The 21,175-nt window shown below is 72.1% G+C and carries 20 protein-coding genes and 2 pseudogenes; 8 read left to right on the top strand and 14 right to left on the bottom strand.

What is annotated here, in order from left to right; genetic code table 11:
* Positions 1–19: 19 nt before the first annotated feature.
* The 4 genes from H343_RS31785 to H343_RS0120510 form a co-directional block, all read right to left on the bottom strand.
* Positions 20–1,369 carry a hypothetical protein gene (locus H343_RS31785; protein ID WP_051265623.1) on the bottom strand — a complete coding sequence of 450 codons (1,350 nt, stop codon included), beginning with the start codon at positions 1,367–1,369 and terminating at the stop codon, positions 20–22.
* 130 nt (positions 1,370–1,499) lie between these two features.
* Positions 1,500–2,912, bottom strand: a complete 1,413-nt coding sequence (locus tag H343_RS31790; RefSeq protein WP_486586983.1) for an LCP family protein — start codon at positions 2,910–2,912, stop codon at positions 1,500–1,502.
* Positions 2,913–2,985: 73 nt separating this feature from the next.
* Positions 2,986–5,076, bottom strand: coding sequence for a bifunctional polysaccharide deacetylase/glycosyltransferase family 2 protein (locus H343_RS0120505; protein WP_028432679.1), 2,091 nt, complete (start codon positions 5,074–5,076; stop codon positions 2,986–2,988).
* On the bottom strand, positions 5,073–5,273 hold the full coding sequence (locus H343_RS0120510) for a hypothetical protein (RefSeq protein WP_158679586.1): 201 nt from the start codon (positions 5,271–5,273) through the stop codon (positions 5,073–5,075). The genes H343_RS0120505 and H343_RS0120510 overlap by 4 nt, the downstream gene beginning before the upstream one ends.
* A gap of 1,086 nt (positions 5,274–6,359) precedes the next feature.
* Here H343_RS0120510 and H343_RS0120515 point away from each other — a divergent pair.
* Positions 6,360–6,974, top strand: coding sequence for a flavin reductase family protein (locus H343_RS0120515; protein WP_028432681.1), 615 nt, complete (start codon positions 6,360–6,362; stop codon positions 6,972–6,974).
* Between the two features lie 59 nt (positions 6,975–7,033).
* Here H343_RS0120515 and H343_RS31795 read toward each other — a convergent pair whose 3' ends face one another.
* From H343_RS31795 to H343_RS0120530, 3 genes are all read right to left on the bottom strand, one after another.
* Entirely contained in the window at positions 7,034–8,068 is a 1,035-nt protein-coding gene (locus H343_RS31795; protein WP_158679587.1) for a DMT family transporter, read from the bottom strand.
* A gap of 125 nt (positions 8,069–8,193) precedes the next feature.
* Entirely contained in the window at positions 8,194–9,096 is a 903-nt protein-coding gene (locus H343_RS0120525; protein WP_028432682.1) for an undecaprenyl-diphosphate phosphatase, read from the bottom strand.
* Positions 9,097–9,310: 214 nt separating this feature from the next.
* Positions 9,311–10,021, bottom strand: a complete 711-nt coding sequence (locus H343_RS0120530; RefSeq protein WP_028432683.1) for a TVP38/TMEM64 family protein — start codon at positions 10,019–10,021, stop codon at positions 9,311–9,313.
* A 368-nt stretch (positions 10,022–10,389) separates the two neighbouring features.
* Between H343_RS0120530 and H343_RS0120535 the strand changes: the two genes are divergently transcribed.
* Positions 10,390–11,238 (top strand): fused MFS/spermidine synthase, encoded by an 849-nt coding sequence (locus tag H343_RS0120535; RefSeq protein ID WP_028432684.1) that lies wholly within the window; start codon positions 10,390–10,392, stop codon positions 11,236–11,238.
* 36 nt (positions 11,239–11,274) lie between these two features.
* On the opposite strand, the gene H343_RS0120540 is transcribed toward H343_RS0120535, so the two are convergent.
* Positions 11,275–12,345: a DUF8017 domain-containing protein gene (locus tag H343_RS0120540; protein WP_028432685.1), complete on the bottom strand. Its 1,071-nt coding sequence runs from the start codon at positions 12,343–12,345 to the stop codon at positions 11,275–11,277.
* Positions 12,346–12,460: 115 nt separating this feature from the next.
* Here H343_RS0120540 and H343_RS0120545 point away from each other — a divergent pair, with 115 nt between their 5' ends.
* Positions 12,461–12,916: a DUF4442 domain-containing protein gene (locus H343_RS0120545; protein WP_028432686.1), complete on the top strand. Its 456-nt coding sequence runs from the start codon at positions 12,461–12,463 to the stop codon at positions 12,914–12,916.
* Between the two features lie 172 nt (positions 12,917–13,088).
* A pseudogene (locus tag H343_RS31800) lies at positions 13,089–13,692 on the top strand (DedA family protein); the annotation flags it as partial.
* A gap of 290 nt (positions 13,693–13,982) precedes the next feature.
* Here H343_RS31800 and H343_RS31805 read toward each other — a convergent pair.
* From H343_RS31805 to H343_RS0120565, 3 genes and pseudogenes are all read right to left on the bottom strand, one after another.
* A complete protein-coding gene (locus H343_RS31805; RefSeq protein ID WP_199778967.1) occupies positions 13,983–14,378 on the bottom strand; it encodes an RNHCP domain-containing protein in 396 nt (131 codons plus the stop codon).
* Positions 14,379–14,857: 479 nt separating this feature from the next.
* A pseudogene (locus H343_RS31810) lies at positions 14,858–15,624 on the bottom strand (transposase).
* A gap of 123 nt (positions 15,625–15,747) precedes the next feature.
* Positions 15,748–16,287, bottom strand: coding sequence for a gamma carbonic anhydrase family protein (locus H343_RS0120565; RefSeq protein WP_028432687.1), 540 nt, complete (start codon positions 16,285–16,287; stop codon positions 15,748–15,750).
* Between the two features lie 82 nt (positions 16,288–16,369).
* Here H343_RS0120565 and H343_RS31815 point away from each other — a divergent pair, with 82 nt between their 5' ends.
* Entirely contained in the window at positions 16,370–17,146 is a 777-nt protein-coding gene (locus H343_RS31815) for an acyltransferase (RefSeq protein ID WP_037904491.1), read from the top strand.
* A gap of 34 nt (positions 17,147–17,180) precedes the next feature.
* On the opposite strand, the gene H343_RS0120575 is transcribed toward H343_RS31815, so the two are convergent.
* Positions 17,181–18,053 (bottom strand): DMT family transporter, encoded by an 873-nt coding sequence (locus H343_RS0120575; protein WP_028432688.1) that lies wholly within the window; start codon positions 18,051–18,053, stop codon positions 17,181–17,183.
* Positions 18,054–18,151: 98 nt separating this feature from the next.
* On the opposite strand from H343_RS0120575, the gene H343_RS0120580 reads away from it, so the two are divergent.
* Both H343_RS0120580 and H343_RS0120585 read left to right on the top strand, forming a co-directional pair.
* Positions 18,152–18,724: an XRE family transcriptional regulator gene (locus H343_RS0120580; protein ID WP_028432689.1), complete on the top strand. Its 573-nt coding sequence runs from the start codon at positions 18,152–18,154 to the stop codon at positions 18,722–18,724.
* Positions 18,725–18,765: 41 nt separating this feature from the next.
* Positions 18,766–19,317, top strand: a complete 552-nt coding sequence (locus H343_RS0120585) for a YbaK/EbsC family protein (protein WP_028432690.1) — start codon at positions 18,766–18,768, stop codon at positions 19,315–19,317.
* Between the two features lie 81 nt (positions 19,318–19,398).
* On the opposite strand, the gene H343_RS0120590 is transcribed toward H343_RS0120585, so the two are convergent.
* Together H343_RS0120590 and H343_RS0120595 are read right to left on the bottom strand one after the other, a co-directional pair.
* Complete coding sequence (locus H343_RS0120590) at positions 19,399–19,836, bottom strand: GNAT family N-acetyltransferase (RefSeq protein WP_078505968.1); 438 nt, start codon at positions 19,834–19,836, stop codon at positions 19,399–19,401.
* 94 nt (positions 19,837–19,930) lie between these two features.
* A complete protein-coding gene (locus H343_RS0120595) occupies positions 19,931–20,338 on the bottom strand; it encodes a CoA-binding protein (RefSeq protein WP_028432692.1) in 408 nt (135 codons plus the stop codon).
* Positions 20,339–20,418: 80 nt separating this feature from the next.
* Between H343_RS0120595 and H343_RS0120600 the strand changes: the two genes are divergently transcribed.
* Positions 20,419–21,045, top strand: a complete 627-nt coding sequence (locus H343_RS0120600; protein WP_028432693.1) for a YigZ family protein — start codon at positions 20,419–20,421, stop codon at positions 21,043–21,045.
* The last annotated feature ends 130 nt before the right edge of the window (positions 21,046–21,175 follow it).

Consider the following 21,175-nt stretch of genomic DNA (forward strand, 5'->3'; position numbering starts at 1 on the left):
CGGAGCACCGGGCGGCGGGTCAGCCGGCGGCGGGGTAGGCACCGCGGTGCTCCCCGCCGCTGCCCAGCAGGGCCATCCGCTCCCTCACGTCGCGCACCGCCCCCGCCCGGCGGCCCGGCGCACGCTCCCTGAGGGGGACGAGCTGGAGGCCGAGCGGGTGCGCCTGCGAGCGGTCCGCTATCAGGTGCCAGCAGTGGTGGGCGCGGTCGACGGCGCCGAAGACGTCCTCGGCGTCCGGGTCCTGGCCGCTCTGCAGCCGGGCGGAGGCGGCCTGCAGCCACAGCGTGCAGGCGCGAGCCGGATCACCCGCCTGATGGGCGAGGTCGGCACGTACCTCCACCCAGTGGATCGCCTCCTGCGAATGGGGCCCGGACGCGCGCAGGGCGGCCGTCTCCCAGGCGGTGGCTATCGTCGCGGCCTCGCCGTGCCGCCCCTCGCGGGCCGCCTGGTAGATCGCGCCGTGCGGGTCCTCGGTCCGCGCGGGCGCGTGCCGGGCGGGTGGCGGGACCGCCTGTGCCGCGGGCGGGGCGGGCGGCACAGGGGGAGGAGAGGAGGGGAAGGCCGGTGCTCCCGGCGGGCCCCCCGCAGGAACGCCGGCGGGCACCCCCGCAGGGACGCCCGCCGGGACCGGGCCGGCGGGAACCGCCGCGACGGCCGGCGGGGCGGGCGCGTGGGCCGGCGGGGCGGGCGCGTACCCGCCGAACAGCACCCGCCCGGAGCCTCCCGGCCCGTCAGGAAGCTCCCCGCTGTGCAGGACCCGCTGGTGCAGCTCGTCCAGCGGCGGCCTGACGGAACTCGCGCGCAGTATCGCCGCGAGTGCACGGCTGTAGTCGGGCGCGGCTGTCTGCCGCTTGACCGGCGGCGGGGCCAACGTCCCGAACAGCACGAGTCCGGCCGCCAGATCGCGCTGCGCGCGGCACTGCCACATGGCGTCGTCCGCGACGAGGTCGGCGAAGACGGCCGTCGAACCCGCCGGCCGGTGCGCGAGTTCGGCGGCCAGCCAGTGCCAGGGCAGGCCCGTGTAGCGCACGGAGCGCGGTGTGGAACGCGTCAGGGCAAGGTGCGGCAGCTGCTGACGGGAGTCGAGCATGAGCTGCCCGCACAGGTGGAGCAGCAGCGGACCGTCGTGCGCGGCGGCCGTACGCAGGTGTGAGAGAACGGCGTTGGGATCGCCCGGGTCGGCGAGCTGGACGACACTGCCGGTCCCGGTGCCCAGCAGCACGGGCGGCGGTGCCGCCGCCAGGGCGGGCAGCGCCTCGGCGGCGTCGATCGCCGGATGCTTGCCGGGCGGAGTGGCCGCCACCAGTAACCCGTAGCCCCGCTGCGTGACTTCGTCCCGCCCGCGCCCGTCCCGTGCCCCGATCCCCATGCCAGCACCGTACCGCCGAGGTGCCGCCGCGCCCCATCCGGGCGTACCGCTGTGACCGGCGGGTGCGGCGCGTACGGGTGCGCCGCACCCGCACGCCTCCCGTGCCCCCGCCGGCCGCACCGGCAGCGGTTCACTTCTCCCGGGCGGTCACCGGACGGTCCTGCCTGATCTGGTCGAAGAGCTTCTTCGCCTGCTTCTCGTTCCACCGCACGGCGTCCCCCTTGGGCGTCTTGATGTTGCCCGTCGTGGGGACGTTGACCTGTGTGCCGCCGCCGCCCGAGACACCCTGGACCGACCGGAACATGGCCGTGAGTGCCTGCATGCTCATGCCCTGGTCGACGACGAGCGTGTCCAGCCCGGCACTCAGGGCGGGGTAGAGGTCCGAGGGGTCGAGCACGGTGTCCGCGGCAGCCGCCTTCTTGGCCAGGGCCGAGAGGAACTTCTGCTGGTTCTGCGTCCTTCCCAGGTCGCCCTCGGCCTCCTGCTTCCGCTGGCGTACGAACGCCAGGGCCTCGGCGCCGTCGAGGTTCTGGCAGCCCTTGCGCAGGTCGGCGCCTGAGTCCCTGTCCTTGATGTCCCTCTCGATGCACATGGGCACGCCGCCGACGGCGTCGACGATGTTGACGAAACCGGCGAAGCCGATCTCGGCGTAATGGTCGATGCGCACGCCGGTGTTCTGCTCGATGGTGCTGATCAGCAGCTCGGGACCGCCCAGCGAGAAGGCCGCGTTGAGCTTGTTCTCCTCCGGCTGCGAGCGCTTGCCGGTGGAGGGACGTGTGTAGCCGGGGATGGTCACCCAGGAGTCGCGGGGCAGGCTCACCATGGTCGTGCCGTTGCGGCCCTTGTGCATCAGGATCATCGAGTCGGTGCGACGGCCCCCGAACACACCGGTGTTGAGATTCTCGCGCTGCTGCTGGGAGAGTCCTTCACGGCTGTCGGAGCCCACGATGAGATAGGTCGTTCCCTCGCCGGCGGGGGGACGGGAGGCGAAGCGGTCCATGTCGACGTCGCGCTGGAGCCTCGTCTCCGCCCAGGCGTACGTGCCGATCGAGCCGGCCAGGACCGTGACGAGCAGGACGACCGCGGCGCGCCGCAGCGGGCGCCGGCGCTTGGGCCGGCGCCGCGGATGCGGCGCCTGGAGGCCCGCGGTGAACTCCTCACCCGGCAGCGGGCCAACGCCACCGGGCCCCGCGGCGGAGGAGCCGGGTGCCGGGACGCCCGAGGGAACGGGAGCGCCGGGATGCCCCGCGGGAGCCCCCGGACGGCCGGGAGCGGCGGCAGGGTAGGACCCGCTCTCCCACGGGGCGGGCTGCCGCACCGGAGGCTGCTGCGGCTGTCCGCGCCACAGGGGGCCCTGCACGTGCGCCGGGTCGTGGGCGGAGCCCCGCCGGGGCGGCCCCGGCATGCCCGGTGCCGGTGCCGGGGCCCCGGGAGGTACCGCGTGGTTCCACCCGTCGGCCGGCACGGCGTTGCGGCCCGGAGAATCCCCCTGGGACGCCGGTGGCGTCCCGCCCTCGGCCCACTGGTCAAGTGGGTCCCTCATGGTCTGACTCTCCCTCGCTCACTTCGTCTCGGTCACTTCTCGGCCGGATGCCGCAACTGCCTTGCGTGATCAGCTACTTCGACGACGACGTCAGGCTCCGGCGCTGGACCGGCTCGCTGAGCAGATACTCGTCCGCCGTGCCCGTACGGCTCATGCGCTGCCACTTGAGCCGGTTGCCGAGCATCGCGGTCACCACGGACTGGATGATCACCAGATACAGCAGCTGCCGGTAGACGAAGAGCTGGAGCGGCAGAGCCCACAGCTCCCGCATCCGTTCGTTGTCCAGCCGCAGCGCGTATGCGGCCGTGACCATCTGGACGGCCAGGAACCCGAACCACACACCCGCCGCCTCCGCCGGGTCGCGGAAGAAGACACCGTAGAGGAAGAACACGTCGACCACGGGCGCGAAGAGGGGCAGCACCACCTGGAACAGCGTCAGATAGCTCAGCCCGCGCCTGCCGAACCGTCCGGCCGGTCCCAGCTCCAGCAGGGCGCGCCGGTGCTTCCACATCGACTGCAGGGTGCCGTAGCACCAGCGGTAGCGCTGGCGCCACAACTGGCCCAGCGACTCCGGTACTTCGGTCCAGGCGATGGCCGACTCCTCATAGACCACGCGCCAGCCCGCACGCCACAGAGCCATCGTCAGGTCGGTGTCCTCGGCGAGGGTGTCGTCGCTGACGCCGCCGATGCCCATCAGCGCGTCGCGGCGGAAGGCGCCGATCGCGCCCGGGACGGTCGGCATGCACTCCAGGACCTCGAACATCCGCCGGTCGAGGTTGAATCCGAAGACGTACTCCAGGTGCTGCCATGTCCCCAGCAGGCGTTTGCGGTTGCCCACCTTGGTGTTCCCGCTCACCGCGCCGACCGCCGGGTGGGCGAGCGGCTGGATGAGCTGGTGCAGGGCCTCCGGCTCGAAGACGGTGTCGGCGTCGACCATCACCACGATGTTGTAACGCGCGTGCGCCAGACCGGTGTTGAGCGCTCCGGGCTTGCCGGTGTTGGGCTGGCGTATCACCGTCACACGCGGGTCGGGGATGGACTCCGCTATCTGTGCCGTGCGGTCCGAGGAGCCGTCGTCGATGACGATGACCTGCAGATACGGGTGCACCGAGGCCAGAAGCGAGCGCACCGTCGACTCGATGCCCGCCTCCTCGTTGTGCGCGGGGACCAGCACCGTCACCGGTTCGTTCACCTCCCTCAGCCAGGGTGAACCCGGCCTGTACCGCTGCAGACGCCGCATGTGCACCCGGGCGAACATCACGAGCAGGATCAGGCGCAGCACGCCCAGTCCGCCCGCGACGGCCAGTCCCCAGGCCATCGTGCCGGTGAAGAACTCCCCGAGCGTCCTCGCCCAGATCAGCCCCTCGCCGCGCAGCCGTTCGCCGCCGGAGACCGACTTGGTGGGGGAGTCCTGCCCCAGCCCCGCTGTGACGGTGGTGAACCGCTCCACGTTCCGGTTGCGCAGCAGTTGCTCAGCTTCGTGATAACCCAGATCGGTGTGGCTGTACTGCCGCACCACGCCCTGCGAGGGCTTGGTGGACCTGCGGTCCGAGGAGACGATGAGGTAGCCCTGCTCCGCGCTGCGCTTGGCCGCCGTCCAGGCCGTGCCGCACAGCGTGTCCGTGGCAGTGGTCTGCGGAAGCCGCAGCAGACCGGTGTTGACGCCGGCCGTGCCCGCCAGCGCGGTCTGCGTGAGGGAGAGCTCCATCCGGGCCCGTACGGGCGAGGCCGAGCCCAGGTCGCCGCCCGTGTAGGTGTACGAGCCGATCTCGTGCCCCTCGGCGCGGATGCGCTTCATCAGCCCCGGCTGGCGTGCCGCCTCGGAGCCGTAGACGAAGAACGTGGCCTTCGCGCGGTGCTCGCGCAGCAGATCGAGTACGCGCGGCGTCCATGTGGGGTCCGGACCGCCGTTGAAGGTGAGAGCGGCCGTACGGGCCGGCATGGAGGCGGTCTGGATCTTCCCGTCGTCGAGCCGGAGTACCGGGTCGCCCTTGTCCGCGGCCTTCGGTATGGGGGTGGTGCACGGGGGTTTGGTGCGCGCGGCGTCGACCTCGTGGTTCGTCCAGCCCTCGAAGAGCAGGGCGGCGATGACCACGGGGAGGAAGAGCAGGAGTACCAGCCAGTGCCCCCGCGGGTCACGGCGCAGCGCGTGCCGGGGGCTCACCTGCTCGCGCCGCCGGGACGGGCCGAAGAAGTGGCGGGGGCGGTGGGGGAGGCGGGGGTGTTGCGCTCGGCGCCGGGGGAGGCCGAGCGGGAACCGGAGCGCGGGTCGGAGCGCGAATCGGACTCGGCCGGGAGCCGCGCGCCCGCCGGGACGTCGGAGCCGCCCTCGGTGGAACTGCTCGGCAGCGGCTGGTTCATGCGGGGCGGATTGTCGCCCACGGGTTGCTCAAGCCCACCGACCACAACCGCGAAGAGAGCCAAGTACCCGGTGCAGGCACACCCCATGGTCACTGCCGCGTATCGCACGAGTCTCCTGCGCCTACCTGAACTGGCAATGAATATCGGGTGATTCTCTTCATGCCTCCGACGGCTGTGGTTCATGGATCGCATGGGGCGTGAGTGTAGCCAGCCTCGTCGGCGGACGAGCCGGAAAGATTCAGTAATCCCGCTGTGAACTGTGTCGCCATCGGCCTGGCCCGGCCGGCGTTCGGGCGCCGTATTCGCATGATTCACCACTCTTGGCCGCAGGAACCTCTCACACCTGTGGCAGACATCATGCCGTTGTGCGGTGCCCGCCGCCCCCCGGTTCCGCGGGAAGAGCGCTTGCGTGCGGCCGGGGACGAGTGTTGCCACGTGGCGGGAAATTGCACCGGCACCGGCGGGTCCGGGTGAGTGTGAAGAAATTCGGGAGACGGTCCGGTGGAGCCGGAGCGGGCCCGAGCGGGCGGCAGAACCGCGGTTCCGGGCGCACGGCGGACAGGCCGGAGGTGCGAGCCCGGTGAGGTCCGGTGCCGGTGACGGGGCGTCGGAGGGCAGGGGCCCGCGGGGCCCGAACGGTCAAGGTCCACGCGGTGGCCGGCCGCTGCGGCGGAGGAGAGCAGCCGGTCGCTCCTGCCGTGTATAGCGGTGGGGCCGACGGGGGATTACCCGGGAGAGAACCCCGGTGAATCCGTGCCGGGAGCAGCCGCAGAAGAACACATTGTTTCCCGGTATTGCCGTCCCATTACGGCGAGCGGTGACAAAGGCGGGCAGCGGCGCGATCCGTGAAGTCCGGCATGTACCGCGCGTATGCCGGATGGGAGCGTTCCCAGATTGTGTCGCGTGTGAACTCCCGTCCGTTCCGGCAGCGTTCCGGCGGTGGTATGCGCTCGTATGCGGCCGTGGGGAAGCCGTGAGGAAGCCGCTGGCCGGGGACGGGACTCCGGCGGCCGGCCCCGCACAGGCACGCACCGGCCCGCACCCGCCCCGTTCGTGTGCCGTGAGCCGGCGTGGATACTGGCCCGCATGCGTACCGACTTCGATCCCGCGTCCCTCCCGCGTGACGACTTCTACCGGCTTCTGACCGCGGTGGTCGTTCCCCGCCCGATCGCCTGGGTCTCCAGCACGACGCCCGACGGGACGGACAACCTCGCCCCGCACTCCTTCTTCACGGTCGCCTGCGTCGCCCCGCCGATCGTGCAGTTCACCTCCGTGGGCCGCAAGGACTCCCTGCGCAACATCGAGGACACCCGCGAGTTCACGGTCTCCTTCGCGCCCGAGGGGCAGATGGAGCAGATCAACGCCACGGCCACCGACTTCCCGCGCGGCACCAGCGAGTTCGATGTGGCGGGGATCGAGCGCGAGCCGAGCGTGCGGGTCAAGCCGCCGCGGGTGGCGGCCTCGCCCGTGGCGCTGGAGTGCGTACTGCACAGCACCGTACGGCTGGGTGATTCCACCGTGGTCCTCGGCCGCGTGGTGCACGCCTCCGTCGCCGACGCCGTGCTCGCCGACGGCCACCCCGAGGCGCGCAGGATGCGCCCCCTGGCCCGGATGGGCAAGAACGAGTGGGCCACCCTGGGGGAGATCCGGGAGATCGCGCGCGTCCCCTACAGCGACTGGCAGGCAGAGGCCGGACGGTAGCCGCGCCGCCGTGCCCCGCGGGAGAGGCTCCCCTCGCGCGCCTGGGCGCGGCCGGTCCGTCAGCGTCGCGGTGCGGGCGCCCTGACGCCCGTGTGCGCGGTCGCGCGCGCCCGTACCGCCGTGCGGTGCATCGCCCCGGAGAGGCGTCCGGGCGCCCGGATCATCACCGGCCCGGGTCCTTCCCGCACCACGCGCAGCCGCAGCGCGGCGGGCACGGTGCCTCGTGTGCCGCCCGGCGCACCGCCCGCGCTGTCCGCCGCCAGGACGACCAGGCCCCAGACTGTCGCCGCAGCGGCGAGAAGCGCGCCCGCCGCGCCCGGCAGCCCGAAGCGGAACCCCTCGCCGAGCATCACGATGCCCACGGCCGCGGCGAAGGCGGGGTTGACGACAGTGGTCGTGGCCAGCGGCGTGGCAAGCCCGCTTCCGCGGTAGGAGGCCTGTGACGCGGCGAGCCCGCCCGCGGCCAGGATCGCGATCAGCCCCAGCAGCGGCGCGACGCCGAGGATGCCGGCCGAGCCCCAGCCGTCCGAGACCGTCTTGATGAAGACCGAGGCGGCACCGTAGGCGACGCCGGCGGCCGTCGCGAGGGAGACCGTCCGCAGTACCCGTGTGCGCCGGCCGGTCGTGGCGGCGGCGAGCAGCAGTACGGCGAGGACGCAGGCCACGGCCGCCGCGAGCGTCAGCTGTCCGGCGCCGCCGAGGGCGCGGGAGGGCGTCGAGCCGGTGAGCAGGAGCAGCGCCGCGAGGCCCGCGGAGACGAGGACGATCCCGCGCCAGGCCGCCGCGGTCACGGGCCGGCGTACCAGCAGGGCCGCCAGAGGCGCCGCGAGTACGAGCGTGAGTACGCCCAGTGGCTGCACGACGGTCAGCGGCCCCAGGGCCAGGGCGCCGACGTGGAGCAGTGCGCCGAGACTGTTGAGGGCGACGGCGCCCCACCAGCGCGGTGAGCGCAGCAGCCCGTACCGGCTGGGGGCCGTGGTCGCGGCGATCCGCTCCTGGACGATGGCCGCGGTGGCATAGCACAGCGCCGAGACCAGTGAGAGGAGCACCGCCGCGAGGACGGCGTTCACGTCCGGGCCAGTCGGAACGCGCACATCCGTTTCATGCCCTCAACGATGCCTCTTCACGGAGGCGCCGTCCTCGTCCCCCGGGCTCGTTCTGCCGTACAGCCCCAGGAGTACACCCCGACGCCGAGGTGCGCCGTGAGGTCCACCCCGGCTCACTCGGAGGAGACGCCGCCCTCCATGCCGGAGCCTTCGCCAGGGCTGAGTACGCCCGTTCCGATGAGGACGAAGATGGCGATGCCCAGCACCACGCGGTAGATCACGAACGGCATGAAGCTGCGTGTGGAGATGTAGTTCATGAACCAGGCGATCACGGCGTAGGCCACCACGAAGGCCAGCGCGGTCGCGAAGATCGTCGGCCCCCACGAGACGTGCCCCTCGCCGATCTCCGTCAGCTCGAAGAAGCCGGAGGCCAGCACTGCCGGGATCGCCAGCAGGAACGAGTACCGGGCGGCGGCCTCCCGCGTGTACCCCATGAACAGACCGCCGCTGATCGTGGCACCCGACCGGGAGACACCGGGGATGAGGGCCATGGCCTGTGCGAAGCCGTAGAGCAGTCCGTCCCTGACCGTCAGCTGCTCCAGTGTCTTGCGGGCCCTGCGCGGACGGTGCTCTCCGCCGGCGGCGTCACGGGCCGCGTCACGGGCCGCGAGGCGGTCGGCGACGCCGAGGACGATGCCCAGGACGATCAGCGTGGTGGCGATCAGACGCAGATCACGGAAGGGGCCCTCGATCTGGTCCTTGAGTGTCAGGCCCAGCACGCCGATCGGGATCGAGCCGACGATCACCAGCCAGCCCATCTTCGCGTCGTGGTTCCGCCGCATCTCGCGGTCGGTCAGCGAGCGCGTCCACGCGGAGACGATGCGTGCGATGTCCTTGCGGAAGAAGATGAGGACCGCCGCCTCCGTCCCGATCTGCGTGACGGCGGTGAAGGCGGCTCCCGGGTCCTCCCAGCCCGCGAAGGCCGCGGTGAGCCGCAGGTGTGCGCTGGAGGAGATCGGGAGGAACTCGGTCAGCCCCTGGACGAGCCCGAGGATGAACGATTCGAACCAAGACATCTGCTTTTGACCCGTCCTGTCATCAGTCGTGCTGGTGACCTGATCGCGTTGCGACTTCGATCACGCCGCAGACTACAGCGGCAAGATGACGCCCCCCGAGCGGGGTGACGGGGAGTCTGCCGGGCTCCCGGACGGGGCGTCGCGCGGCCGTGAGGGGCTCGCTGCGGGGGGCGGGAGCCGGCGGCCCGGCGTCCGGGACACGCCGCGCCCCGCCTCAGCGGCGGGCGGCGCTGCGCAGCGTGGCGCGCTTGCGCCACGCGATGACGACGCCGGCGAGTCCGGAGAGGGTGATGAAGCCGAATGACGCCAGGAAGAGCGGCGACGTCGGTGACGTGGCGTGGCTTCCCGCGATGACGTAGGCGGCGGTGTTGGGCACCACCCCCACGGCGGTGGCGGTCAGAAAAGCCCTCCAGGTCATACGGGTGACCGCGGCGCCGTAGTTGGAGGCGGCGAAGGGGATCCCGGGGAGCAGCCGGATCACGAGCATCGAGCGGAATCCGTGGCGGCTGAGCTGGCGGTCGGCCGCGTTCACCCAGCGGCCCCGCAGCAGCGGACGCAGAGCGTCCTGGCCGAGTATCCGGCCCAGTCCGAAGGCGATCGAGGAGCCGATGACCGTTCCGACGACGGCCGAGGCCGTACCCGCCTCGATGCCGAAGAGGGCGCCCGCGGCGACGTTGAGCACGGGGCGCGGGACGAAGGCGGCTGTGCACAGTCCGTACGCGACGGCGAAGACGGCACCGGCGACTCCGCCCGTCAGGTACGGCGGCAGGCCCTGGGTGACCATCCGCTGCGGCTCGTAGACGAGCACCGATATCCCCGCGGCGCACATCAGCACGACCAGCAGTGCGAGGCGGCACCTGGAGGAGAGGAGTGTGTGAGCCAGCCGGCCGGGGGCTCCGTCTGACTGCGTCGTGGGGACGGGCACGCCGTGAGCGTAGCCGACGGGCGGGACCTCCCGCCCGGCGTGCGGGCGTCGACGTGACCGCAGGGGAGGTGCGCTGGCCCGCCGCCGGACGGGCCGCGCCCGGCGGGACACCCCGCTGAGCGGTGGCGCCTGCGGGGGGAGTTCCGCGGGCGGCGGGGGCGGGGGCGGTCAGGGGAGGGCTGAGGAGAAAATCCCCGCCGCGGGGCCGTTGGGAGGTCGGCGTCGCCGCTCGGCGCCCCGGAGTGCGCGAGGGGCGCCGGTGCCGGCCCGGGCCCCGCCGTCCGGGAGTGCGCACGCGCCGCCGGTGCCGGGACCGCACGGCGACCGGCGGGCCGCGGCCCGTGGCCCGTGGCCCGCACAATGGGACGGTGAAGAGCGAACCGATACCCGTGACCCGGGCCGTGTCCGGCGGCACCGCGAAGCTGCTCCCGGACGTCGACCAGGAGGGCGGCTGGCTGCTCACCGTCGACGGAGCGCCGCAGTCGTACGTCGATCTGCGTGACCCCGCACACCTGGAGTTCGAGTACGCGCGCCGCGTCGCCCACGTGGTCGACCTGGCGGCGCCCGAGGGAAAGCCCCTGGACGTGCTGCACCTGGGAGGCGGCGCGCTGACCCTGCCGCGCTATGTCACCGCCACCCGGCCGGGGTCACGGCAGAGGGTCGCCGATACGGACGGGGAACTGCTCGCGTTCGTCGAGGAGCACCTGCCGCTGCCGTCCGGCGACGGAACCGTCCTGGAGGCGCGGGACGCCCGGAGCCTGTTGGAGGAGTCACCCGAGTGCTGTGCCGATGTGGTGATCGGCGACGTCTACGGCGGCGTGCACGTACCGGCACACCTGACCACGCTCTCCTACGCGTGGTCGGTCTGCCGCGTGCTGCGCCCGGACGGTGTCTACGTCGTCAACCTCGCCGACACCGCGCCCTTCCCCTTCGTCGGCTCGCAACTGGCCACCCTCGCCGCGGTCTTCGCGCACCTGTGCCTGATCGCCGAACCCTCCGTGCTGCGCGGACGGCGCTTCGGCAACACCGTGGTGGTGGCCTCCCGCGAGCCGCTGCCGGTGGCCGAACTCGCCCGCCGTGCCGCCGCGGACGCCTTCCCCGCGCGGGTCGAGCACGGCTCGGCGCTGGAGCGATTCACCAGGGGGAAGTCCCCCGTGCGGGACGGGGAGGCCGCGCCCTCGCCCGAGCCGCCCGAGGGCGCCTTCACCATCGGCTGAGTCATGCCGGGGCGGTGACGCGGCGAAGTGGCCCCTTCAGCCCCGCGGATTGTCGTCGTTGCCCGGCTCACCGTACGAACGCAGGCTGGCGGCCATCTTCTTGATGGTGGCGGCCGGTACCTCGTCCTTGACTCCCGCGTCGGTCAGGAAGACCCAGATCGACAGATCGTCATCGACGTTCAGCCAGGAGACGGCGACCACTTTGCCGTCGGCGGAGCACTTGTCCTCCTTGGGGGCGCCGGTGACGCTCGCGGTCGCGATGTGGCCCTTGATGCCCTGCTCGTTCTTGAAGGGCTTGGCGCCGGACTCCTTCAGGGTGCCCTTCTGCTCCTGGTCGTAGCCGGCGAGCACGAAGTTGGAGGCGGCGATCTCCGCCGCCTCCTCGGTGTTCCTGGAGCCCTGCGCGCCCTTGGTGCCCACGGCGGCACGGTTGCTGTCCTGGCACCACTTCTCCTTGTAGAAGGCGGGTGCGGACATGGCCACCAGTGGTTTGCCCTTCTTGTCCTCGAAGCCGGTGATGGTGCCCTGGCTGGCCAGGTTCCAGTCCTTCTCGGGCACGTCGAAGGCGGAGTGGTGCTTGGGGTTGATGACGGTCTGCCAGCCGGGCACCAGGGGTTCGGAGGGGTCCTTGGAGGCGGTGCCGCCGCCCGGCTTCTTCTCCTCGCTCCCGCTGGGGGAGGGTGTGCCGCCGGGGGACTGCTCGGTGTCCGGGCCCGCCGTCTTCTTCCCCTCGTCGTCGTTGACGACCAGCACAGTGGTGATCACGGCGGCGGCGATGACGGCGAGTGCCGAGATGACGGCGACCAGAGCTGTCCTGGGCTTCTTCCCGCCGCCGGGAGGCCCGGCCGGTCCTCCCGGCATGCTGGGCTGTCCCCACTGCTGGCCCTGCTGCTGCCCGTACCCGGGCTGGGTCCCGTATCCCGGCTGCTGGTAGGGGTTGTGCCCCTGCCCGTGCTGCTGTTGTCCGTACCCGGGCTGCTGGTACGGGTTCGGCTGCTGAGAACCCGGCTGCTGGTACGGGTTCGGCTGCTGGGAATCCGGCTGCTGGTACGGATTCGGCTGCTGCGGGTTCTGCTCGCCCCCGGGCGGCTGCTGTCCTGGCCACATGGCGAGAACTGTATGCGGACCCTTCCCGCCCGGCCACGGCCGCCCTCGCTTCGGTACCGAGCCGGTACAAGGGAGGGGTTCCGGACGCTTGGTTACTCGATGGTAACCTCGCTGTATGACCTCACAACCCCTCCCGCACATAGGCGAGATGATGGCGGCCACCGTCCCGATGGTCCGCACGCTCAACCTGGAGTTCACCGAGACCAGCGCCGAGCGCGCGGTCGTCGCGCTGCCCGACCAGGGCCCCTTCCACAACCATGTGGGAGGCCCGCACGCCGGGGCGATGTTCACCCTCGCCGAGTCCGCCAGCGGCGCCGTCGTCCTGGCCGCCTTCGGGGACCACCTGCAGCGCGCTGTGCCACTGGCCGTACGCGCGGAGATCGGCTACCGGAAGCTGGCCATGGGGCGTGTGACCGCGACCGCCGAACTCGGACGGCCCGCCGCGGAGGTCGTGGCCGAACTGGACGCCGGTGAACGGCCCGAGTTCCCCGTACAGGTGGCCATCACCCGTGAGGACGGCGGCGTCACGGGCGAGATGACGATCGTGTGGACCCTCCGCCCGAACGGCTGACCGGCGCCGCGAACGCGAACAGCCGCCGACGGTCGGCACGCTGCGGCGAAGCCTGCCTTGTGCACGTATCGAGTAGGCTGCGCGGACGTGCGCCCGCGCAGTCCGGGGCGCACGCGCGGGTGGACGGCCGGCCGACCGCTCCCGCGTCCACCACCGGCCGCAGGAAGCGCAGTTGCACGTCCAGGAGTGGCTCGAGAACGTGCCGGCCGTGAGTGTCTACGTCCTGGTGGGGGTGATCATCGGGCTGGAGAGCCTGGGCATCCCGCTTCCCGGTGAGATCGTCCTCGTCAGCGCCTCCCTGCTCGCCTCCCAGCACGGCGAGATCGACCCCGTGGTTCTGGGTGCCTGCGCCACCACGGGCGCCATCGTCGGGGACTCCATCGGCTACGCGATCGGACGCAGAGGCGGCCAGCCGCTGCTGGCCTGGCTCGGGCGCAGATTCCCGCGGCACTTCGGGCCGCGCCAGGTCGCCGCCGCCGAGCGGTCCTTCGAACGCTGGGGGATGTGGGCGGTCTTCTTCGGCCGCTTCGTGGCGCTGCTGCGCATCTTCGCCGGGCCGCTGTCGGGCGTGCTGAGGATGCCGTACTGGAAGTTCCTGACGGCCAACGTGCTGGGCGGCATCCTGTGGGCCGGCGGCACCACGGCAGTCATCTACTACGTGGGCATCGTCGCCGAGGCATGGCTCAAGCGCTTCTCCTGGCTGGGCCTGGTGATCGCCGTGCTCTGCGGACTCTGCTCCATGGTCATCATCCGGCGCCGCGCGAGGAAGGCGGAGGCTGCCTGGACCGAGGCCCCCGTGGCCGAGTCCGGAACCGGAAGCACGGACGGCGCCCGGCCCCCGGCGGGAGCGGCCTCCGGGCAGTCACCGGTTGCGGCGGGCGGTCACGGGGAGGGCAGCGGCGGCAACGGAAGCAGCGGGGGCACGGCGACCGCCGGGGACGGACGGGAGACCGCCCCGGCAGCCGAGCGGGCCGACTAAGGGTTGTCCCGCAATCGCTGGGAGAACGGGCTGAACTGCAGTGGGCGCAAGCGGCTCCCGCCGTTGTGGGCGGGAGCCGCAGGGGCATCAGGCGTGTGTCCGGCGCCGGTTGGTGTGTCCGGCTTCTTGATGGCTGACGCGCATGAGGGCGAGGACGGTGCCAAGGTCGTCGCCTTGGTGCGGGTCGTTGGCCATGCGGTTGCGACGGCGGGTGCCGCAGCCGGTGCATCGGTGGACGATCATGTAGCCCTTGGCGGAGTGGTGCTCGACGGCTACCGGGCGCATGAGCGCGCGGCAGTCGTTGGCGCGGTCTCCGGGCGAGATGTCTACGTGCAGCGAGTGCAGGCAGTGGGGGCAGTGGTTGCGGTAGCTTCCGTTGACCAGTGCTGCGACCGTCTTGCCGCAGCTTCCGCAGGTGAAGCCGGTGTTTTCGGTTGTTCTGCTGATGGTGCTGCTCCTCAGCGAGTCGAAGGGGATCTTCAACTCGGAGGCGCAGGGTTCCGTTCGCTCTCCCGCTGCCGGAGCAGGGGTCGCAGGCTTGACTGGGGAGTGACGCAGTTCACCGCCGCTCTGAGCGGGCGATTACTTCCGGCTCCAGCTTCACCAGAGTGCGCGTGCAGCCCTGGATCCGGACCACGACCAGGTTTGTGTATTTGTCCCGGCCACTGTCACGCGGGGGTTCCACGTGCCGCCGGTAGGTGTCGTCCAGTCTCACTGCCGTCGGCGTCGTCCCCCGTCAGGCAGCACCAGCAGCGGCATGCTTCATAGTGATCACGCCACCTCCTTGATCATCTGGTTCTCCGTCGCCCGTCGGTATAGGCCACAGATACTTTCTCCATCGTATTCGGAGCCTGACCAAGGTTCGACGCAAAATTCGGGGCCACTGTCGCAGCGGCATGCCTGCTGGCCTGCGGCTTCGCCTTCTCGGCCACGGGCGGTTCCCCTTGAGGGCAACTGTTCGCTCACTCCGTGAGGGCGAGGTTGTGCAGGCGGGCGATGCCGCGCATGGCGTGGTGGACGCCGTCGCCTTTGAGGCGGCAGTCGCGGAGGATCTTCCAGGTCTTCATGCGTGCGAAGGCGTGCTCCACGCGTGCACGAACGCGTTTGTGCGAGCGGTTGTGTTGCTCTTTCCAGGCCGGGAGTTCACCCTGGCCAGCCTGTCGGCGATGCGGGACCAGGCCGGTCCCCTGATAGCCGCCATCGGCGATGGTGGTGGTGTCACCGATGGCGGCCTTGGCTCCGGATTCTTCCCAGCCTTTGGAGTCGTGGCGGTTGCTCGGCAGGGGCCGGCCGACTACAACGACCAGGCGGCTGTCGGCGTCGATAATGACCTGATGGGCAGTGGAGTAGCGATAGTTCTTCGACTGCTCGGCCACCGAGCGGTCACGGGTGGCACCAGGGTGCCGTCCACGATGAGCACAGTGTCCTTGCGAAACCGCTTGCGTGGCTGGAGCGCGAGCAGCGGCCCGAGGTGGTCGATGACCCGGTCGGCTGCGGACTTGGAGATGCCGAACAGCGGAGCTGGCTGGCGCAGCGTCAAGTTCGTGCGCCAGTACGCAATGACCAGCAGTATGCGATCTTCGAGCGGCAGCCCCCACGGTCGCCCTCGTCGAACTCCGCTCGCGGTCTTGCGACGTACAGCGGTCACCAACTTGCCGAAGCCGCGCGGGCTCAGCCCGGAGAATGGGCGTATCCAGGATGGCACCGACGCCGTGATCACGCCAGCCACATCAAGATCATCTCAGCCGTGACCGGCCGTTACTGGACAGCCTTTAGGCGCGACCGGGCGCGACTCGGCGAGCGCCCGGACACCGCACGGCGGCACCGCGGTCCCGGCCCGACGCGCCACCCCTCAGGACACCGGCGCCAACTCCTCGCGGTGCGTACGGGCGAGGTGCTGGTACATCGCGGCGTTCGCCTTGATTCCCTCGCGCTCCTCTTCCGTCAGCTCCCGCTTGATCTTCGCGGGCACCCCGGCGACCAGCGATCCCGGCGGTACCTGCATGCCCTGCGGTACGAGCGCGTGCGCGGCGATGAGGGAACCCGCGCCGATACGGGCGCCGTTGAGCACCGTCGCGCTCATGCCGACCAGCACGTCGTCCTCGACCGTGCAGCCGTGCAGGACGGCGTTGTGCCCCACCGAGACGCCCTCACCCACGTGAGCGGGGAAGCCGGGGTCGGCGTGCACCGTGCAGTTGTCCTGGATGTTGGAGCCCGCCCCGACCGTGATGGTGTCGCAGTCCGCGCGCAGCACCGCCCCGTACCAGGCGCTGGAGGCGGCGCCCATGGTCACCTCACCGACCACCACGGAGGTCGGTGCCGTGTACGCCCCCTCGTCGATCACGGGCTTCCTGTCCCCCACACCCGCGATCACCGCTCGCTGCTGCGCCATCGTCTCCGCTCTCTTCCCGGCCGGATCTCCACCGGCCTCTCCTCGAACCGTATGCGATGCGTGGGGTGAAGATCACAGGGGTATGTCCCGCTCCCGCCCTCCCCCGTCCCGCTACGGTGACGGCGTGCCCTCCATACGGAACGCTTCCGCGGCCCTGGCCTCCCGCGCGCTGCACGCTGTCTGGCGCCGCGTGCAGCAGGCCGGTGCGGTCACTGCGGGCCGCCCCGGCCCGTACACCTTCCACCGCATCGGCACCGGGACCCGGCTGGCCTTTCCGCAGGGGACGGTCTTCGGCACGCGCTGGATCGCGCTGGGGGAGGACTGCCTGATAGGCCAGGAGGTCACGCTGACCGCGGGAATGCTGCCGGGCCTCGACCTGGGCCGTCCCGACCCCGTCCTCACGCTGGGCAACGGCGTCGTCCTGGGCCGCGGCAGCCACATCGTCGCCGACGGGCGCGGAGCGGTCAGCCTGGGCGACGACGTCTACTGCGGCCCGTACGTCTACATCACCTCCACCAACCACTCCTACGACGACCCGGACGAACCCGTCGGCAAGCAGTGGCCGCGCAGCGCCGGGGTGGAGATCGGCGGCGGAAGCTGGCTGGGAGCCGGGGCGGTGATCCTGCCCGGCGCCCGCCTGGGCCGGAACGCGGTGGTCGCGGCGGGTGCCGTCGTACGGGGAGAGGTGCCCGACCACGCCGTGGTCGCCGGCGCCCCCGCGCGGATCGTGCGCCGCTGGGACGGCGAGCGGGGCTGGCAGCCGCCGCTGCGTACGCCGCCGCCCGTGCCGGTGCCCGAAGGGATCACCTCCGAGGAGCTGCTGGCGGTGGCCGAACTGGCCGCGGCGGAGGGGGAGTAGGCCGAGCGGTGCGAGGTGGTGCGGGCGGTGCGCGTCAGGCCGTGGCCAGCAGCACCGTGCCGCACAGCGCCAGCCCCGCGCCGGCCGCCTGCACCGCCCGCAGCTTCTCCCTCAGTACGCCGCGCGCCGCGAGCGCGGTGACGACCGGGTAGAGGGAGGCGAGGACGGCCGCGGTGGTCACCGGCCCGTACCGGGTCGCGGCCATGTAGGTGCCGTTCGCGGCGACGTCCGCCAGGCCGACGAAGGCCAGCGCGGGAAGCGCCGGGAGGAGGGCACGCAGGACGCCGGCCTGCCCGGGCAGCGCCGGGACGCCCCGGCGCACCTGTACGTACAGCGCCGCCCCGCCGACCGCGATGTTGCACACGCGCTGCACGAACAGCGCGAGGAAGAGCCCTGCCATGGTGCCGGTGGAGGCGTGCTCGATCAGGGCCATCACCGTGCCGAAGCCCAGGGCGGAGACGAGGGTGAGGGCGATGGTCTGCCGTTGCACCGGTGCACCGCGCAGTTCGGGCCCGCCCGCCAGTACGACACCCGCGACGGCGACGGTGATGCCGGCCGCCTGCAGCCACCCGGGCCTGTCTCCCAGCGCCAGCCCGGCACCCACCGGTACCACCACGGCGAGCGAGGCCAGCGGCGAGACCACGCCCATCGGCCCCTGGGAGAGTGCCTTGTAGAAGGTCAGCATGGCGACAGGGCCCACGATCCCCGCGGCCGCCGCGAACCACAGGTGTCCGCCCCATGCGCTCCAGCCGCCGGTGGCGATCACGACGGCGCCGAGCACCGCTCCCGCCAGTGTCTGGGACACGACGACGACCGTCAGCGCAGGCATGCGGCGGGTCAGCAGCCCGCCCCCGAAGTCGGCCAGGCCCCACATCAGGCTGGTGACCAGGGCCAGGGCAGCGGTCATGGAGACACCTCGCAGTACAGTGACGTGAACACGGAAGTCCAGCTCACCGTAGTTTAGCGAACTGAACTCTGTCGACCAAAATATTGAACGGACGCCACGTGACGGACCTCGACCACCTCACGCAGTCCCTCGCCCGCAACCTCAAGCACCGGCGCCAGGAGAGAGGCTTCACCCTCGACGCCCTGGCTGCCCGGGCGGGAGTCAGCCGGGGGATGCTCATCCAGATCGAGCAGGCCCGCACCAACCCCAGCGTGGGGACCGTGGTGAAGGTGGCCGACGCCCTGGGCCTGAGCATCACCACACTGCTCGACTTCGACCAGGAGCCGCAGGTGCGGCTGGTGGGGGCGGACCAGGCCGTACGGCTGTGGTCCACGGACGCCGGCAGCCACAGCACCCTGCTGGCGGGCGCCGAGGCGCCGGGCCCGCTGGAGCTGTGGTCGTGGCGGCTGATGCCGGGTGAGGGCAGCCACTCCGACCCCCATCCGGCCGGAACCACCGAACTGCTGCATGTCACCGCGGGCGTACTCACCCTGAGTGTCGGGGGAGGCGATCACCGCGTTCCCGCCGGAACCTCCGCCTCCTTCGAGTCGAGCGTGCCGCACGGCTTCCGCAACGACGACGGCGACCCCGTCGAGATGACCATGGCCGTCTCCGTGCCCGCGCCCCGCTGAAGCCGCCGGCCGCGGCGGGGGAGGGCGCTATTCTGCGCCGCATGCACGCACCCGTCGGAAACTTCGGCTCGGCCGCTCCCGCCGCGGGGGCCGCGTCCTTCACCGGGCCCGCCGCCGACGCCGTACGGGCGTGGACGGGCCCCGTACCGGCCGAGCAGCTCCTCTACGTCGACACCGATCCGGAGAAGGCCGACACGGCCGTCTTCGTCGAGACCTACGGCGCCGATCTGGCCGAGACGTCCGCGAACTGCGTCGTGATCGCCGCGAAGCGCGGCGGTGAACGGGCCCTGGCCGCCTGCGTGGTGCTCTCCCGTACCCGCGTCGACGTCAACGGGGCGGTGCGCCGTCAGCTCCAGGCGCGCAAGGCGTCGTTCGCGCCCATGGACACCGCGGTCGCGGAGACGGGCATGGAGTACGGCGGCATCACCCCGATCGGGCTCCCGGAGGGCTGGCCCGTCCTGGTGGACGCCGCTGTCACGGACCTGCCGTGGACGCTCATCGGCAGCGGGCGCCGCCGCGGCAAGCTCATCGTGCCCGGGAAGGCGCTGGCCGGCCTGCCGGGCGCGGTCGTGCTGGAGGGCCTGGGGATCTGACGGCTCTGCGCGGCCGGCTGCCCGGGGCTGCGGCGTCCTTCCGGGGAGCGCGGCCTCGCCCCTGCCCGCCGGCCTGCCGGGTCAGCCGCGACGGGAGAGGTCGAGGGAGAGCGCGAGAGAGTGCTCGCCGAACCCCAGGGCGCGGTAGAGGGGTTCGGCCTCGGCGGTCGCGTGCAGGTCGACACGCGTCACGCCCTGCCCGGCGAACCACTCCAGCAGTGCCTCGGTCGTCGCCCGCGCCAGGCCGCGCCCACGGTGCCGCGCGTCGGTGCAGACGCCGAAGACGAACCCGAAGCGTCCGGCGGGATGCCGCGGCGCGGGCAGCCGCTCCTCCACGGTGCCCAACGCGCAGGCCGCGAGCGGGTGCGGGCCCCGTCCGTCCGCGACCCCGTCCACCACGAACGCGCCCAGCCGCGGCTCTCCCGCGCGGGGTTCACCGGCCAGCATGCGGCGGGCCGCCGCCTCCGCGTCCCGCTCCCACGGCCCCGGCTCGTCGCCGCCGTGCATCGCTGCGAACATCAGGCGGCGCAGCCGCACGAGTTCGGCGGCGTCCTCCGGGCGCGCCCTGCGAACTGCGTTCCCGCTCCGCGCCACGCTCTCGCCTCGCACAGGCTCAGCCCAGCTTCGGGATCTCGATCGCGGGGCAGCGGTCCATGACCATCCGGAGTCCGGCCTCGCGTGTGCGCTCGTACGCGCTCTCGTCGATCACGCCCAGCTGGAACCAGACCGCCTTCGCGCCGATCTCCACGGCCTCGTCCGCGACCGCTCCGGCCAGGTCGGAGTTGACGAAGACGTCGACCACGTCCACGGGGAAGGGGATGTCCGCGAGGCTCGCGTAACCCTGCTCGCCGTGCACCGTCTCGGCCTTGGGATGCACCGGCACCACGCGTTTGCCGAAGCGCTTGAGGACGGCGGCGACGCCGTACGCCGCGCGCCCGGTGTTGCCCGACAGCCCGACCACGGCCCATGTGTCGCCGGACCGGGTGAGAATCTCCCGCACCGTCTTCTCGTCTGCGTACATGCCCCGTGCAACGGGGCGGACCCACCTGCCCATTCCCGCCGGGCGCGGTCGGTCTGCCGGTGCTGCGTAGGGTGGCCCGTATGCAGGAGCAGTACGTGACCGTCGCCGGTGAGGTTGTGCACGAGACGGAGGTCAGCCGCTCGCGCTTCCTGTGCGCCCTTGCGCCCGCGGCCACCGAGGAGGAGGCGCGGGCGTTCGTCGCGCGGGTCCGCGCCGCGCACCCGGGAGCCAGTCACCACTGCTGGGCGTACGTCATCGGTGCCGACGGCGCCGTGCAGAAGGCGAGCGACGACGGCGAACCGGGCGGCACGGCCGGGGCGCCGATGCTCCAGATGCTCGCCCGCCGGGAGATCCGCTTCGCCGTCGCCGTCGTCACCCGGTACTTCGGCGGCACCAAGCTGGGCGCGGGCGGGCTGATACGGGCCTACGGCGGCGCGGTCGGCGAGGCCCTGGACGCCGTGGGCACCCGGGTGCGGCAGCGCTGCCGCACCGTCACCGTCACCACGGACCACATACGCGCGGGAAGGCTGGAGAACGACCTGCGCAGCAGCGGCCGTGCCGTGCGCGGTGTGACCTACGGGGACCGGGTGACGATCGAGGTGGGAGTGCCCGGTGCACAGGTGGAGGAATTCCGCCGATGGCTCGCCGACAGCACCGCCGGCACGGCCGACCTCGTGCTCGGCGAGGAGACCTACGGCAGCCCCTGAGACCAGCCCCGCGGTCACCTTTTGCGCCCCGCGACCGCCGGACATACCGTAACGGACACGAACAATTACGATATGTGCGCGCCCCGGCTCCCCTCCCGCGTCCCGGGGCGGCGGCGCCGTACCGCCGTGG

The organism is Streptomyces sp. TAA204 (genome assembly GCF_000424965.1).

Coding starts and splice junctions, on each gene's coding strand:
- H343_RS31785 (WP_051265623.1), bottom strand. CDS start 1,369: ATGGGGATCGGGGCACGGGACGGGCGCGGGCGGGACGAAGTCACGCAG.
- H343_RS31790 (WP_486586983.1), bottom strand. CDS start 2,912: ATGAGGGACCCACTTGACCAGTGGGCCGAGGGCGGGACGCCACCGGCG.
- H343_RS0120510 (WP_158679586.1), bottom strand. CDS start 5,273: ATGAACCAGCCGCTGCCGAGCAGTTCCACCGAGGGCGGCTCCGACGTC.
- H343_RS0120515 (WP_028432681.1), top strand. CDS start 6,360: ATGCGTACCGACTTCGATCCCGCGTCCCTCCCGCGTGACGACTTCTAC.
- H343_RS0120525 (WP_028432682.1), bottom strand. CDS start 9,096: ATGTCTTGGTTCGAATCGTTCATCCTCGGGCTCGTCCAGGGGCTGACC.
- H343_RS0120540 (WP_028432685.1), bottom strand. CDS start 12,345: ATGTGGCCAGGACAGCAGCCGCCCGGGGGCGAGCAGAACCCGCAGCAG.
- H343_RS0120545 (WP_028432686.1), top strand. CDS start 12,461: ATGACCTCACAACCCCTCCCGCACATAGGCGAGATGATGGCGGCCACC.
- H343_RS0120565 (WP_028432687.1), bottom strand. CDS start 16,287: ATGGCGCAGCAGCGAGCGGTGATCGCGGGTGTGGGGGACAGGAAGCCC.
- H343_RS31815 (WP_037904491.1), top strand. CDS start 16,370: ATGTCCCGCTCCCGCCCTCCCCCGTCCCGCTACGGTGACGGCGTGCCC.
- H343_RS0120575 (WP_028432688.1), bottom strand. CDS start 18,053: ATGACCGCTGCCCTGGCCCTGGTCACCAGCCTGATGTGGGGCCTGGCC.
- H343_RS0120585 (WP_028432690.1), top strand. CDS start 18,766: ATGCACGCACCCGTCGGAAACTTCGGCTCGGCCGCTCCCGCCGCGGGG.
- H343_RS0120590 (WP_078505968.1), bottom strand. CDS start 19,836: ATGTTCGCAGCGATGCACGGCGGCGACGAGCCGGGGCCGTGGGAGCGG.
- H343_RS0120595 (WP_028432692.1), bottom strand. CDS start 20,338: ATGTACGCAGACGAGAAGACGGTGCGGGAGATTCTCACCCGGTCCGGC.
- H343_RS0120600 (WP_028432693.1), top strand. CDS start 20,419: ATGCAGGAGCAGTACGTGACCGTCGCCGGTGAGGTTGTGCACGAGACG.